Genomic DNA, 14,129 nt, shown 5'->3' on the forward strand with positions numbered 1-14,129 from the left:
CGTCACGGGATCGAGAACAACCGTCGCAACTCGGTGCCCGGGTCCTCGGCGCGCATGAACGCCTCGCCGACCAGGAACGCCTGGATGCCGCCCGCGCGCAGGCGCGCCACGTCTTCCGGCGTATGGATGCCGGATTCGGCCACCAGAATGCGGTCGTACTCGATCAACCCCTGCAGCGTCAGCGAGGTCTCCAGCGAGGTCTCGAAGTTGCGCAGGTTGCGGTTGTTCACGCCGATCAGCGGCACCGGCAGCGCCATCGCGCGCTCCAGTTCCTCCTCGTCGTGCACCTCGCACAGCACGTCCAGGTCGAGCTCCGCCGCCAGCAGCGACAGCTGCAGCAGCACGTCGTCGTCCAGCGCCGAGACGATCAGCAGCACGCAGTCGGCGCCGATCGCGCGCGCCTCGTACACCTGGTACGCGTCGATGATGAAGTCCTTGCGCAGCACCGGCAGCGAGCACGCTTCGCGCGCCTGCTGCAGGAACGCCTCGCTGCCCTGGAAGAAGTCGCTGTCGGTCAGTACCGACAGGCAGGCCGCGCCGGCGGCCGCGTAGCTCTTCGCGATCGCGGCCGGGTCGAAATTCGTGCGGATCAGCCCCTTGCTCGGGCTGGCCTTCTTCACCTCGGCGATCACCGCCGGCAGGCCGGCGTCGATCTTCGCCTCGATCGCCGCAGCGAAACCGCGGGTGCCGGGCAGGTCCGCGATGCGCGCGATCAGCTCGGCTTCCGGCAGCCGGGCCCGGCGTTCGGCGACCTCTTCCGCCTTGCGGGCAAGAATGCGATTGAGGATGTCAGTCATGGCATCTCACTGGTGGTGTAGGAGCGCATCCGATGCGCGACAAGGCACCGGTACACCGGCTGCAGCAGCTTCGCGCACCATGTACGCCCTACTGCGAATTGGCAAGCCGTCGCGTGGCCGCCACGAAGACCTGCATTTTCGCATGCGCGGCGCCGCTGGCAATCGCGGCACGGGCCAGCTCGATGCCGGCGCCGATCGATCCGGCCAGATCGGCCGTATACAGCGCCGCACCGGCGTTCAGGCAGACGATGTCGTGCGCCACGCCGGGGCGCCCCTGCAGCACCTCCAGCAGCATCGTCTTCGACTCGTCCGCATTTTCCACGCGCAGGTTGCGACTGGACGCCATCGCCAGGCCGAAATCCTCCGGCTCCACCTCGTACTCGCGCACCACGCCATCGCGCAGTTCACCGACCAGGGTCGCCGCGCCCAGCGAAATCTCGTCCAGCCCGTCGCGGCCCCACACCACCAGCGCATGTCGCGCGCCGAGCTGCTGCAACGCGCGCACCTGGATGCCGACCAGATCGGGATGGAACACGCCCATCAGGATGTTCGGCGCACCGGCCGGGTTGGTCAGCGGGCCGAGGATGTTGAACAGCGTGCGCACGCCCATTTCCTTGCGCACCGGCGCCACCACCTTCATCGCCGGATGGTGATTCGGCGCGAACATGAAGCCGATGTCGGTCTCGGCCATGCACGCGGCCACCTGCGCCGGCGACAGCTCGATCGCCGCGCCCAGCGCCTCCAGCACATCGGCGCTGCCGGACTTCGACGACACGCTGCGCCCGCCGTGCTTGGCGATGCACGCGCCAGCCGCCGCCGCCACGAACATCGCCGTGGTGGAGATGTTGAAGCTGGACGAACCATCGCCGCCGGTGCCCACGATGTCGACGAAGTGGTTGTGCGGCGGCGCGTCCACCTTCGCCGACAGCTCGCGCATCACCCGCGCCGCGCCGGTGATCTCGCCCACGGTTTCCTTCTTCACGCGCAGGCCGGTGACGATCGCCGCGGTCATCAGCGGGCTCACCTCGCCGTTCATGATCTGGCGCATCAGCGCGATCATCTCGTCGTGGAAGATCTCGCGATGCTCGATCGTGCGCTGCAGGGCTTCCTGTGGCGTGATGGTGATCGCGCGTGCGTGGCCGTTCATGCCGCCGCCTTCAGCGGCTGTCCGAGGAAATTGCGCAACAGGTCGTGGCCGTGCTGGGTCAGGATCGATTCGGGATGGAACTGCACGCCCTCGACCGCCAGCGTCTTGTGGCGCAGGCCCATGATCTCGTCGATCGAGCCGTCCGGGTTTTCCGTCCACGCGGTGACTTCCAGGCAATCGGGCAGCGACGACTGCTCCACCACCAGCGAGTGGTAGCGCGTGGCCTCGAACGGATTCGGCAAGCCGGCAAACACGCCCTGCCCGCGATGGATCACCGGTGAGGTCTTGCCGTGCATGATCTGCCGGGCACGGATCACTTTGCCGCCGAACACCTGGCCGATCGCCTGGTGGCCCAGACATACGCCGAACACCGGGATCTCGCCGGCCAGCTCGCGCAGCACGTCCAGCGATACGCCCGAATCATCCGGCGTGCCCGGCCCCGGCGAAATCATGATGTGCGAGGGCTTGAGCGCGCGGATGCCGGCCACATCCAGCGCATCGTTGCGCACCACCTTGACCGCCTGCCCCAACTCGCCCAGATACTGCACGAGGTTGTAGGTGAAGCTGTCGTAGTTGTCGATCATCAGGAGCATGGCGCGCCTTGCGGGACATGGCGGCGCAGCGCGCCGGGCACGGCATTATAGCCGTGCCGTCCATCTCGGTTCCGCTGCCCGCGCCAGTCGCGACTGGCGGTCCGCGCTCAGGCGGTATCGCGCCGCGACTGCCGCGCCACCACGCTGGTGGCGGTGAGGTCGCCGGTGACGTTACCCAGCGTGGCCAGCGCGTCGGGAATGGTGTCGACCGCCAGCATCAGGCCCAGCGGGCTGAGCGGCAGGCCCATCGCCTGCGCCACCGGCAGGTTGGTGGCGATGAAGGTGACCTGGCCCGGCAGGCCGACCGAGCCCAGGCTGATCACCACCGCGAGCAGCGCGCCGGCGAGCAGCTGCGCGGTGCCGAGATCGATGCCGTAGGCCCAAGCGATGAACACCGCCGAGGTCACGTATTGCACCGGGCTGGTCAGGCGGAACAGGCTCACCGCCATCGGCAGCACCAGCGCCGCGACCTGTTTGGGATAACCGAGCCGACGGTCGGCGCTCTCCAGCATCGCCGGCAGCGAGGCCAGCGACGACTGCGTGCTGATCGCCACCACCTGCGCCGGCACTAGCGCCAGCGCGAAACGGCGCAGCCGCTCGCCGCCGAAGATCACCGCCAGCGGCAGCATCATCACGGTGACCGCCAGGTACAGCAGGCACTCGACCAGCACGTACACGCCGAGCGCGCTGAGCATGCCCAGGCCCGAGCGCGCGCACACGGAAAGGATCAGCGCGAACACGCCCAGCGGCGCAATCCACAATACCCAGCGCACGATCACGATCATCGCGTCGGCGATCGCCTGGAAGAATTCCATCAGCAGCGCGCGCCGCGCCGGCGCGATCCGGGTCAGCGCGAAACCGAGGAACAGTGCGAACACCACCAGCGGCAGCATCGCGCTCTGCGCCGCGGCCATGATCGCGTTATTCGGCACGATCGCCACCAGCGTGTCGATCCAGTTCGGCGCCGCCTGCGCGGCTGCGGGCACGCTGGCGTGATCGAGCGCGGCGACCAGCGCCGGATTGTGCGGGAACAGCGAGAACACCAGCGGTGCGGCCAGCGCCGCGAACAGCGCGCCGCCGGTCAGCACCACGATGAACACCACGATCGCGCGTCGCGCGATGCGGCCCGAGGCGGCCGCGTCGGTGGCGGTGTTCACGCCCACCACCACCAGCGCCAGCACCAGCGGCACCACGGTCATCTGCAGCGCGTTGAGCCACAGCTTGCCGACCGGCTGCGCCACGTTCGCCACCTGCAACGCCACGGTTTCGTTCCAGCCGGCCAGCAGCAGGCCGATCAGCGCGCCGGCGGCCAGCCCGGTCAGGACCCGGGTGGTCGCACTCACCGCGCGGCATCCGTGGCGGCCAGCACCGGCAGTTGCCAGTCGGCACGCAGCCGCTCGTACTCGGCCTGCGGCAGCAGCACGAAGACCGGGTGCTGCTGCGGCTTCAGCCAGGCCAGCAGCGATTGCATCACCGCCGGCGTCATCGCGGTGCAACCGGCGGTGGCGTCGCTGGGCGACTTCCACAGATGCGCGAAAATGCAGCTGCCGCCCTGTGGCGCCGCCTGCGCGTTGTGCTCGATCACGAAGCCGAGCCGGTAGCGCTGGTCGCCGTTCGCATGCAGGTCGCGCCGCATCGGCTCGGTGGAACCCTTCACCGCATCGGCGCCGACCACGTTGGCGTCGACGATGCGGTTGTACTGCGCCGTGCCGCTGACATCCATGCAGTAATCGGTGGCGGTGAGCGCGCGGTACGGCAGCGCGGTGGCCGCGTGGGCGGCGTAGCCGAACGCCTCGCCGATGCGGAATACGCCGGCCGGGCTGCGGTTGTCGCCCTCGCGCTTGAGCGGCCCGTCATGCTGCGGCGCGTTCAGGCCCAGCCCCCAACCGGCGCCGTTCTTGCCGATGGTCACCGGCGTGGCGGCGCGCACTTCATGCCAACCGTCGCCGTCGCGCGCGAACGTGCGCAGGGTGCCATGGTTCGCGTTCCAGCCGGCGGTGGTGACCAGCACCAGCTGGCGGGCGTCGTGCCAGGGCGTGGTCGCGGCGCCGGCATGCGCGGCTCCGGCAAGCGTGATGGCAAACGTCAGCAGGGCAAGGGTGCGGCGGCGAACAGTCATCGGCTTTCCATCCAGTAGTTGAGCATCACGCAACAAGTGTGGGAGTCGGCCAGGGGTGTTGCTCTTGCCTCGATTCCCGATTCCCGTGGTTACGGCTCCAGCATCAGCTGGATGCGGTCGAGGTTGGCCAGCAGTTGCGCGTGGCGATCGTCGTGGCCTTCGCACAACTGCACGAACACGCCGTCGAGCAGGTGCTGCAGCGCCGACTGGTACAGCAGCGGCTGGATGTACGGCAATTCGTCGTGCGCCGACACCACCAGGGAGAGATCGGCCAGCGTGCGCAGCGGGTTCGCGGTGTGCCGCGTCACCGTGATCACCTGGCCGCGACGCTCGCGGAAGTAGCGGGCAATCTTGCACAGCGCCGGATGGTTGCCGTGCTCGGAGAACACCAGCAGCACGTCGCCGGCGCTGGCTGCGGAGACGTTCGCGGTCATCCGCGCGGTGTCGAAATTGTGCACGGTGAGGATGCCCAGCAGCGACAGCTTCAGCGCGAAGCCGCGCGCGTGGATGTCGTCCTCGCCCAGCCCGATGATGAACACCTTGCCGGCACGGCCGGCCTGCTCGATCGCGTCGGCCACGGCCTGCAGGGTTTCCGGCAGATTGATCAGCCGGGTCGCCTCCTCGGCCTCGGACTTGCGCCGCCACAGGTTGCCGGCGGACGAGCCGCCACCTTCGCCGCCGCTCGCCGCCGCGACCTGCGGCGTGTCGCCGTTGTCGGCGCGCGCGATCGCCTCGCCGACCGAATACTTCAGGTCCGGATAGCCCTTGAAGCCCAGCTTCTGGGTGAACTTGACCACGCTGGACTGGCTGATCCCCAGCGCATTGGCCAGTTGCTGCGAAGAGTAGTCGCGCAGCAGCTGCGCGTTCTCCAGGATGAAGTCGGCGATGCGCCGCTCCACTGCCGACATCTGGTCGCGTTCCGAACGGATTTTGACCAGCGGCGACATCAGGCTTCGATCCTCTCCAATCCGCGGATCTCGCGGATGCCCAGGCCTGGTGCATCCGTCACCGAGATTTCCGACTCGTTGAAGATTACCCCACCGTCGACCGGATTGAACTGGCACAGCGACGGGCCGTCCAGGTCGATCTTGGTGATCACGTTGGACTTCGCCACCGCCACGTGCACCGCGGCGGCCACGCTGATGCTGGTTTCCAGCATGCAGCCGATCATGCACTCGATGCCGTGCATGCCGGCGATGTCGGCGATGCGGATCGCGTTGGAGATGCCGCCGGTCTTCATCAGCTTGATGTTGATGATGTCGGCCGCGCGCAGGCGGATCAGCTCGATCACCTCCATCGGGCCGAACACGCTCTCGTCGGCCATCACCGGGGTGTGCACGCGCTCGGTGACGTAGCGCATGCCGGCCAGGTCACGCGCCTTCACCGGCTGCTCGATCAGCTCCAGCTTGATGCCGGCGTCCTCCAGCGTCTGCAGCGCGTACACCGCCTGCTTGGCGGTCCAGCCCTGGTTCGCGTCCAGCCGCAGCAGCGCACGCCCTTCCACCGCCGCGTAGATCGCCTTGACCCGCTCGATGTCGACGCCGATGTCCTTGCCCACCTTGATCTTCAGCGATTCGAAGCCGCGTTCCACCGCGGAGACCGAGTCGGCCACCATCTTGTCGATGTAGTCGACGCTGATGGTGATGTCGGTGGTGATCACCGGGTCGCCGCCGCCGAGCAGCTTGTACAGCGGCGCGCTGTAGAGCTGGCCCCACAAGTCGTATACCGCGATCTCCACCGCCGCCTTGGCGCTGGTGTTCTTCTCCATCGAAGACTGGATCAGCTGAGTGAGGTGGTTGAGGTCGGCGATGTCCTGGCCGATCAGCCGCGGCGAGATGTAGTGGCGGATCGCGTCGATGATCGAGCCGTGGGTGTCGCCGGTGATCACCGCGGTGGCCGGCGCCTCGCCGTAACCGACCTGGCCCGAGTCGGTGTGCACCATCACCACGATGTCCTCGACCAGGTTGACCGTGCGCAGCGCCGTCTTGAACGGGGTCTTCAGCGGCACCCGCAGCATGCCGAACTGGATGTCGGTGATTTTCATGGGCAAGCCTTCATGGAATCTGTGTCCTTTTTCTTTTTGGTGCAGGCGCGCTCAGTGGCGGATGCGCACGATGCTGGTCATGCGGTCGACAAAGGTCTGCTTGTCGTTGAACAGCAGCGGCAGCAGCGGGGTTACCGACACCGCGTTGAGCTTGATCCGCGCCTTGCTGCCGTCGGCCTTGCGGTAACTCATGCCGCCGACGTCGTGGATCACGTACGGCTGGCCGTGCAACTGGCCGATCACCATCATCACGTGGCCGGGGATGTAGACCAGGTCGCCCACCTGCAATTCGTGCGCGGCCTTGAGGCGCTCCTCGCGGCTATCCTTCGCGGTGAACGCGCGGTGTTCCAGCGCCGGGCTGATCGCCTGCTTGCTGGTGTTGCGCGGCATCTGCACGCCCATGCTGCGGTACACGTCGGAAACGAAACCGCTGCAGTCGCGGCCGTCGTAGGCGTGGCCCCAGCCATAGCGCTCGCCGAGGAACTTGAACGCCTGGCCGATGAGGTTGGCGCGGGTCAGCGGCAGGTAGTCGGCGGCGGTGTCGGTGTTCTTCTGCAGCAGCGCCGGGGTGAACGCCAGCGAGCCGTCGGCCTGGCGCAGCGGCAGTTCGATCACGTGCGCGGCGTACGGCGTCTGGCCGTTGACCGGCTGATCCGGCGGCAGCTTCGTCAGCAGCGGCACGCGCGTGCCCATGTCCAGCTGCAATTGCGATACCGCCGGCTGCTCGCGGGTGAACACGGTGCGCTCGACGGCGCCGGTGATCACCCGGTACGGGGTCTTGTCGGCGTAGCCGAACACCTGCGCGGCGCTGCCTTCGGCCACGTTCTCTTTCTCGGTCCAGGCGGCGTAGCGCGGACTGACCACGAACAGCCACTGGCCGTCGGCACTGGCGTGCACGATCGCCACCGGCGTGCCGGGGAACTCGGCCGTTTCCTGGAAGCGGTCGATGTCGGTGTCGCCCTTTTCGCTGAACACGCGCAGCGTGGTGGGGAACGTGCGCAGCGCAGCGCGGCGCACCACCAGGCCGTAGCGTGTCTTCTGCTGCGCGGGAATCGCATCGAGCGCGAGGTTGCCGACCACGGCATCCAGCGTGGCGGCCGGCACCGGCTGGCCGTCGACGTCGAACAGCGGGCGATTCGGCCGCTCGGACAGCGCCTCGATCCAGCCGGCGACCTGCTCGCGGCTCAGGGCTTTCGGCAACGCGTGCAGGTCGTGCATCGACGGATCGACCTGCAGCAGCTTCGCGTTCTGCGCCTCGATCGCGGCGCGGTCGAGGATCACCCGATCGGGCTGCGCCTGCAGGCCGATCCAGAACGCGGGCGTGAGCTGCGCCTCGCCGACGCCGAGCACGCCGGACGGCGGCACGGTCAACGCATCGTTCGCCTCGCGCGCCTGCAGCGGTGCGCCGGCGAAGGCGAGCGCAAGCACGGTGACAGCAAGCAGGGGAAGTCGCATCGTCTTGGTCCTTTCTTGAAACCGCATCAGGTGGCCGCCAGCGTGGACAGGATCGTCGCCACCAGCAGGCCGAAGCCGGTGCCCAGGATGTAGCCGAGCAGCGCCAGCAGGATACCGACCGGCACCAGTGCAGCCGAATAGCTGGCCGCCAGGATCGGCGTGGCCGCCACGCCGCCAATATGCGCCAGCGAGGAGATCCCGCACAGGTACAGGTCGAAGCGGAAAAGTTTGGCGCAGCCGACCAGCAGCACCGCGTGGATCGCGATGATGGTGACGCCGCACAGCAGGTACAGCGGCGCCGCGGCGATGCCCTGGAAGTTGCTCTGCGAAGCCAGCACCGCCACCACGCTGATCAGCATCGCGCTGGAAATCGTGCTGGCGCCGGGGAACTCCGCCAGCGGCGTGTGCGCCACCACCAAGCCGAAGCCGGTGGCCAGCAGGATCGTCCAGGTGGTCGCGCTGATCATGCCGGAAACCGGCAGCCAGCCGGCCAGCCAACCCGACAGCGCCGCCACCGCCAGCGCCATGCCCAGCCACAGCAGCACGCTGTCGTAGGTGGTCGGCGCCTTGGCTTTCACCGGCGCCAGCGGGATGTCGCCGCTGGACTTCGCCCGGGTCCAGCGGTTGAACGCCGGCGCCAGCCGCGCCACCGAGAACAGCACCACCACCCACATCGAGTAACCCAGCGCATCGGTCAGCAACGACATCGCCAGGTACGTGTCGGACATGCCGATCGCCTGCTTCACCGCGATCATGTTCGCGGTGCCGCCGACCCAGCTGCCGGAGAGCGCGGCCAGCGGCTGCCAGTCGTTGCCGGGCAGCCAGTGGCGATAGACCAGGTAGGTGCCGATGAAGGCCACGAACAGGCTCAGCGAGGTGCAGGCGAATACGCCCAGCACGCGCGGGCCGAGCCGCCAGATCGCGCGCAGGTCGCAGTTGATCATCAGCAGGAACAGCAGGGCCGGCACCATGTGCGAGACCAGCATCGACTGCGCCGCCCTGATTTCCGCGTTGACCTGCCACAGCCCGGAAACCGCCAGCGCGGTGACCAGCAGGTAGGTCAGCACGATCGGCGGCAGCACCGAAAACACCTTCCAGCCGAAGCGGCGTTCCACCGCCGGAAACAAACCGGCGACCAGCAACATCAGCGCCAGGTAGGGCCAGACCGTGTGGATCACATGTATCCCCTCGTGGATCGTTCGCGGGCATTCGCAGGCTGGCTGGTTTCCACCATCAAGGAATAGCTGATTCTTATCGACTTCGATTGAAGCATAAATTATTGACCGGCATTTGCAAGCGTGTTACACAGCGGTTTCAGGGGAATCGTTGCGGGGACGTTTGTCGATGGATACGTTGCTACCTGTCGCACCCAAAGTACGCCGCCATGCACGCGGCTTGCGCGTCGTCGCGTCCCTGCTCGCCCTGCTGCTCGCCGCACCGTTTGCCTTCGCCGGCAACGGCACCGACGGCAAGGCGGTCACCCCCATCATCGCCCAGATCGACGCCGGCCACTTCAAGGCGGCCGACGCGGCGATCACCGGCGCGCTGGCGCAGCCCGACCTGTCCGCCGACACGCGCGACGCGCTCGCCTTCCAGCGTGAGCGCATGCGCCGCATCCTGCTCGACTTCACCCTGAGCGCCGACGACGTCAAGGCGCGCGTGCGCAAGCAGATCCCCGACCTCAGCGACGCCGAGTTCGCCAAGTGGAACGCGGCCGGCTTGTTCGAACACCAGGTCATCGACGGCCGCACGCTGTACTTCAAGCGCTCGCCCGGCAACCTGTTCCGGCTCAGCCCCGAAGCGGTGGCGCGGCGCGCCGTGCAGACGCCGATCGGCGACGGCCCGATGGAATCGCTGAACGACCACCAGCGCGCGATCTACAAGACCGCGTTGGCCGAACACCGCAGCAGCGTGCTGCCGCGCCGCCTGCGCATGACGCAAACGCTGACCGTCGCCGCCGACGCGGTGCCTGCCGGCGAGACCGTGCGTGCGTGGATCCCGTACCCGCGCGCGGTGCCGGGCCAGCAGGAAGACATCCGCTACGTCGCCAGCGTGCCGGCGAAACACCGGATCGCGCCCGAGTCGGCCATGCAGCGCACGGTATACCTGGAAAAACCCGCGATGGCCGGCCAGAAAACGGTGTTCTCGGTCACCTACGAGCTGACCCTGTTCGCGCAGTACCACGCGATCGACCCAGCCAAGGTGCAGCCGGAAACCATCACGCCGGCACTGGCGCCGTTCGTGGCCGAGCGCGCGCCGCACATCGTGTTCACCGACGCAATGCGCAAGTTCTCGCACGACGTGGTCGGCGACGAGAAGAACCCCTATCGCATCGCGCAGAAACTGTTCGCCGCGGTCGACAAAATTCCGTGGGCCGGTGCGCGCGAGTACTCCACCATTTCCAACATCAGCGACTACGCGCTGCACGCCGGCCACGCCGACTGCGGCCAGCAGACCCTGCTGCTGATGACCCTGCTGCGCCTCAACGGCATCCCCACGCGCTGGCAATCGGGCATGGTGTACTTCGACAACGGCAGCGACGACGGCAGCCGCTACAGCAACATCCACGACTGGGGCTACCTGTACCTGGCGCCGTACGGCTGGGTGCCGATGGACGTCACCACCGGCCGCCTGCACCCGGCGCCGGGCGACGACAAGTCGCTGGAGTGGTTCTACCTCGGCGGGCTCGACAACTACCGCATCGCGTTCAACGACGACTTCGGGCGTCGCTTCCAGCCGTCCAAACGGCATTTCCGTTCCGACGACGTGGACTCGCAACGCGGCGAGGCCGAATGGCGCGGCGGCAACCTCTACTTCGACCAACTGGACTACGACTTCGACTGGCAGGTCCTGCCAGCGGCGCACGGACGCAGCGGCAAATAACCAACCGGCAGCTTTTCATAAACATGGCATCGACGGCGTCGATGAGGGAGATGGGGAAATGAGCAACACCCGGACATTGCGCAGGACCGTACTCTGCATGGCGCTCGGCCTTGGCCTGGCATCACTGGCGGTACCGGCGGCATTCGCAGGTAACAATGACGGTTCGGTGGTGGGCCATGCCCAGCCCGGAGCGGTGATTACCGCCGTGAATCCGGCGACCGGTCTGACCCGCACCATCACCGCCGACCAGCGCGGCAACTACCGCTTCCCGTTCCTGCCGGTAGGCGATTACACCCTCAGCGCCAGCAAGGATGGCCAGCCGCTGGGCCAGCCGCACACCGTCACCGTCAGCCTGGGCAACGCCACCACGCTGGATCTGGCCGCCACGCCGAACGCCACCGAGCTGTCGACCATCCACGTCGTCGGCACCGGCCTGCCGGTGATCGACGTCACCTCGACCGAATCGGCCACCAACGTTTCCCGCGCGGAACTGGTGCGCCTGCCGGTCGACCAGAACGTCACTTCGGTCGCCCTGCTGGCGCCGGGTGTGGTCAAGGGCAACGCTGCCTTCGGCGGTATCTCCTTCGGCGGTTCGTCGATCGCGGAGAACGCGTTCTACGTCAACGGCCTCAACGTGACCGACTTCTACAACCGCAACGGCTTCTCCGAAGCGCCGTTCGCGTTCTACGACCAGTTTCAGGTCAAGACCGGCGGCTACTCGGTCGAGTTCGGCCGCACCACCGGCGGCGTGGTCAACGCGGTGGCGCGCTCCGGCACGAATGAGTTGAAGGGCGGCGTGGAGATCACCCTGGAGCCGGGCAACTGGCACTCACGGGCCGACGACCAGTACGACGCCGACGGCCATCGCTACCTCACCGCCAGTCGCGACCAGGGCTCGCTGGTGAAGACGAACGTCTGGGCATCCGGCCCGATCGTCAAGGACAAGCTGTTCATGTTCGCCATGTACGAAGCCCGTGGCAGCAGCCCGAGGAACACCAACAACGCCGGTACCACGCTGACTTCCAACAATGCGGACACCGGCTTCTGGGGTACCACGATCGACTGGAACATCACCGACAGCAACGTGCTGCAATTGATGGCGTTCTCCGACAAGAACAAGAACACCGGCGACGTCTACAGCTACGACTTCGACACCAACACCATCGGCACCAAGACCAACAAGGTTTTCACCGATACCGGTGGCAAGGACTGGGCACTGACCTGGACCAGCTACCTCACCAACGACCTGTCGATGAAGCTGATGTACGGCCGCAACGAGCGCGAGGCATTCACTCGCTCGCAGCTGGATCTCAACTGCAACTACGTGTCCGCAAACAATGCGTTCCTGCAGATCCACAACCCGGGCGTGCAGCTGGGTTGTACCAGCAGCTCGACCGTGTACGAGCGCAATGACATCCGCAAGCAGGCGCGTGCCGACTTCGAGTGGACGCTGGGCGACCACCTGCTGCGCTTCGGCTACGACCACGAGAACGACACCTCCGACTACAACCGCCACTACGCCGGGCCGGGCGCGTACTACTACAACCTGTATGCCGCCAGCGCCGGCTCCACCATCTCCAACGGCGGCGTGGTGCCGGCCGGCTACGACGCCTACATCCGCGCGCGTCGCTACGAAATCTCCGGCACGTTCACCACCAAGAACGCCGCCTACTACATCGAGGACAACTGGCAGGTCACGCCCAACCTGGTGCTCAACGCCGGCGTGCGCAACGACAGCTTCGACAACCAGGATGCCGCGGGCAAAAGCTACATCAAGATGAGCCGCCAGATCGCGCCACGGCTGGGTTTCTCCTGGGACGTGAAGGGCGACGGCAGCACCAAGATCTTCGGCAACCTCGGCCGTTATTTCCTGCCGGTGGCCAACGTGATCAACATCAAGCAGGCCGGCGGCCTGCTCGACGAGCGCACCTATTACGCGTTCGATGGCTGGGACTACCAGACCCTCAACGGTGTGCAATACGCCATCCCGAAACTCGGGCCGCAGATCGGTGCGGTCGACAATTCGCAGGGTGACGGCACGGTGGGCGACCTGCGTTCGGAAGTCGACCACGACATGGACCCCGTCTACCAGGACGAGGCGATCCTGGGCTTCCAGCAGCTGATCAGTTCGCAGTGGTCGTGGGGCGCCAGCGCCACCTACCGGCGCCTGCACAACGCGATCGACGACATGGAGATCAGCGCCACCGCGCAGTGCGGTGAAAACGGCTACATCGGCTGGGTGATGGCCAACCCGGGCAAGAAAGTCACGGTATGGGGCGACACCAACTGCGACGGCACCGCCGACGGCTATCTCACCGTCGACACGTCGAAGGAAGGCTGGGCGATGTACGACGCGGACGGCAACTACCTGGGCCAGCGCGGCTGGGTGAAGCCCAAGCGCACCTACGCCGCCGTCGAGCTGCAGCTGAACCGCGCGTGGGACGAGAAGTGGTCGATGAATGCCTCGTACACGATGTCGTGGAACCGCGGCAACGCCGAAGGCCCGGTCAACTCGGACACTGATTTCGACGATACCGGCCGCACCGAGAACTTCGACGACCCTTGGGTCAACCTGGGCGGCGATGGCTACCTGCCGAACGACCGCCGTCACCAGTTCAAGTTGCGCGGCAACTATGCACTCACCCCGCACTGGCAACTTGGCGCCGACATGAACGTGGCCTCCGGCGGGCCGATCACCGGCTTCGGCGTGGGCAACCCCTACGACGCCACCAACTACCACAGCTATTTCATCTGCGTGCAGAACTGCGATGCGCCGGCGTCCGAGGATCGCGTCTACGAGCGTTCGCCGCGCGGCAAGTACGGCCGCATGCCGTGGACTTTCACGCTCAACGCCGGCCTCAGCTACATCCAGCCGTTCGATGGCGGCGAATTCCGCGTGAAGCTGGCCGTCTACAACCTGCTCAACCAGAAGCACACCACGGCGGTGGACCAGGATCTGCAGACGTCCATCTCCAATTCCACCAGCGACACGTTCCGCCAACCGCTGGGCTTCCAGTCGCCGCGGTTCACCCAGCTGACCATGTCCATCAACTTCTGATCGTCCTCCCCGATCGCGGCCCGCCCGAGTGGC

General features: G+C 66.9%; 11 protein-coding genes. 2 read left to right on the plus strand and 9 right to left on the minus strand.

Annotated features, from left to right (window positions below):
• Nucleotides 1–2 precede the first annotated feature (2 nt).
• From trpC to ASG75_RS08480, 9 genes are all read right to left on the minus strand, one after another.
• Nucleotides 3–797 carry an indole-3-glycerol phosphate synthase TrpC gene (gene trpC / locus ASG75_RS08440; protein ID WP_056387883.1) on the minus strand — a complete coding sequence of 265 codons (795 nt, stop codon included), beginning with the start codon at nt 795–797 and terminating at the stop codon, nt 3–5.
• Nucleotides 798–885: 88 nt separating this feature from the next.
• The gene (gene trpD, locus ASG75_RS08445) at nt 886–1,944 is read right to left on the minus strand and encodes an anthranilate phosphoribosyltransferase (RefSeq protein WP_082547533.1); all 1,059 of its coding nucleotides are present in this window, start codon (nt 1,942–1,944) and stop codon (nt 886–888) included.
• Nucleotides 1,941–2,537, minus strand: coding sequence for an aminodeoxychorismate/anthranilate synthase component II (locus ASG75_RS08450; RefSeq protein ID WP_056387887.1), 597 nt, complete (start codon nt 2,535–2,537; stop codon nt 1,941–1,943). Before ASG75_RS08450 ends, trpD begins: the two co-directional genes overlap by 4 nt.
• Nucleotides 2,538–2,644: 107 nt before the next feature.
• The gene (locus tag ASG75_RS08455) at nt 2,645–3,880 is read right to left on the minus strand and encodes a dicarboxylate/amino acid:cation symporter (RefSeq protein WP_056387889.1); all 1,236 of its coding nucleotides are present in this window, start codon (nt 3,878–3,880) and stop codon (nt 2,645–2,647) included.
• A complete protein-coding gene (locus tag ASG75_RS08460; protein WP_056387891.1) occupies nt 3,877–4,656 on the minus strand; it encodes a L,D-transpeptidase family protein in 780 nt (259 codons plus the stop codon). Before ASG75_RS08460 ends, ASG75_RS08455 begins: the two co-directional genes overlap by 4 nt.
• An 89-nt stretch (nt 4,657–4,745) precedes the next feature.
• Nucleotides 4,746–5,603: a MurR/RpiR family transcriptional regulator gene (locus ASG75_RS08465; RefSeq protein WP_056387894.1), complete on the minus strand. Its 858-nt coding sequence runs from the start codon at nt 5,601–5,603 to the stop codon at nt 4,746–4,748.
• Nucleotides 5,603–6,700 (minus strand): dipeptide epimerase, encoded by a 1,098-nt coding sequence (locus ASG75_RS08470; protein ID WP_056387896.1) that lies wholly within the window; start codon nt 6,698–6,700, stop codon nt 5,603–5,605. The genes ASG75_RS08465 and ASG75_RS08470 overlap by 1 nt, the downstream gene beginning before the upstream one ends.
• Nucleotides 6,701–6,751: 51 nt before the next feature.
• Nucleotides 6,752–8,155 (minus strand): SH3 domain-containing protein, encoded by a 1,404-nt coding sequence (locus tag ASG75_RS08475; RefSeq protein WP_056387898.1) that lies wholly within the window; start codon nt 8,153–8,155, stop codon nt 6,752–6,754.
• A 26-nt stretch (nt 8,156–8,181) separates the two neighbouring features.
• Complete coding sequence (locus ASG75_RS08480) at nt 8,182–9,333, minus strand: DUF819 family protein (RefSeq protein WP_056387900.1); 1,152 nt, start codon at nt 9,331–9,333, stop codon at nt 8,182–8,184.
• Nucleotides 9,334–9,499: 166 nt separating this feature from the next.
• On the opposite strand from ASG75_RS08480, the gene ASG75_RS08485 reads away from it, so the two are divergent.
• Together ASG75_RS08485 and ASG75_RS08490 are read left to right on the plus strand one after the other, a co-directional pair.
• Nucleotides 9,500–11,038: a transglutaminase-like domain-containing protein gene (locus ASG75_RS08485; RefSeq protein WP_056387901.1), complete on the plus strand. Its 1,539-nt coding sequence runs from the start codon at nt 9,500–9,502 to the stop codon at nt 11,036–11,038.
• Between the two features lie 58 nt (nt 11,039–11,096).
• A complete protein-coding gene (locus tag ASG75_RS08490; RefSeq protein WP_056387903.1) occupies nt 11,097–14,096 on the plus strand; it encodes a TonB-dependent receptor in 3,000 nt (999 codons plus the stop codon).
• Nucleotides 14,097–14,129: the final 33 nt, after the last annotated feature.

It is taken from the genome of Rhodanobacter sp. Soil772 (assembly GCF_001428385.1).
Lineage (GTDB): Bacteria > Pseudomonadota > Gammaproteobacteria > Xanthomonadales > Rhodanobacteraceae > Rhodanobacter.

What these genes read in the sequence shown, in the direction of transcription:
- trpC (WP_056387883.1), bottom strand. Translation starts at nt 797, where the DNA reads ATGACTGACATCCTCAATCGCATTCTTGCCCGCAAGGCGGAAGAGGTC.
- trpD (WP_082547533.1), bottom strand. Translation starts at nt 1,944, where the DNA reads ATGAACGGCCACGCACGCGCGATCACCATCACGCCACAGGAAGCCCTG.
- ASG75_RS08450 (WP_056387887.1), bottom strand. Translation starts at nt 2,537, where the DNA reads ATGCTCCTGATGATCGACAACTACGACAGCTTCACCTACAACCTCGTG.
- ASG75_RS08460 (WP_056387891.1), bottom strand. Translation starts at nt 4,656, where the DNA reads ATGACTGTTCGCCGCCGCACCCTTGCCCTGCTGACGTTTGCCATCACG.
- ASG75_RS08465 (WP_056387894.1), bottom strand. Translation starts at nt 5,603, where the DNA reads ATGTCGCCGCTGGTCAAAATCCGTTCGGAACGCGACCAGATGTCGGCA.
- ASG75_RS08470 (WP_056387896.1), bottom strand. Translation starts at nt 6,700, where the DNA reads ATGAAAATCACCGACATCCAGTTCGGCATGCTGCGGGTGCCGCTGAAG.
- ASG75_RS08475 (WP_056387898.1), bottom strand. Translation starts at nt 8,155, where the DNA reads ATGCGACTTCCCCTGCTTGCTGTCACCGTGCTTGCGCTCGCCTTCGCC.
- ASG75_RS08485 (WP_056387901.1), top strand. Translation starts at nt 9,500, where the DNA reads ATGGATACGTTGCTACCTGTCGCACCCAAAGTACGCCGCCATGCACGC.
- ASG75_RS08490 (WP_056387903.1), top strand. Translation starts at nt 11,097, where the DNA reads ATGAGCAACACCCGGACATTGCGCAGGACCGTACTCTGCATGGCGCTC.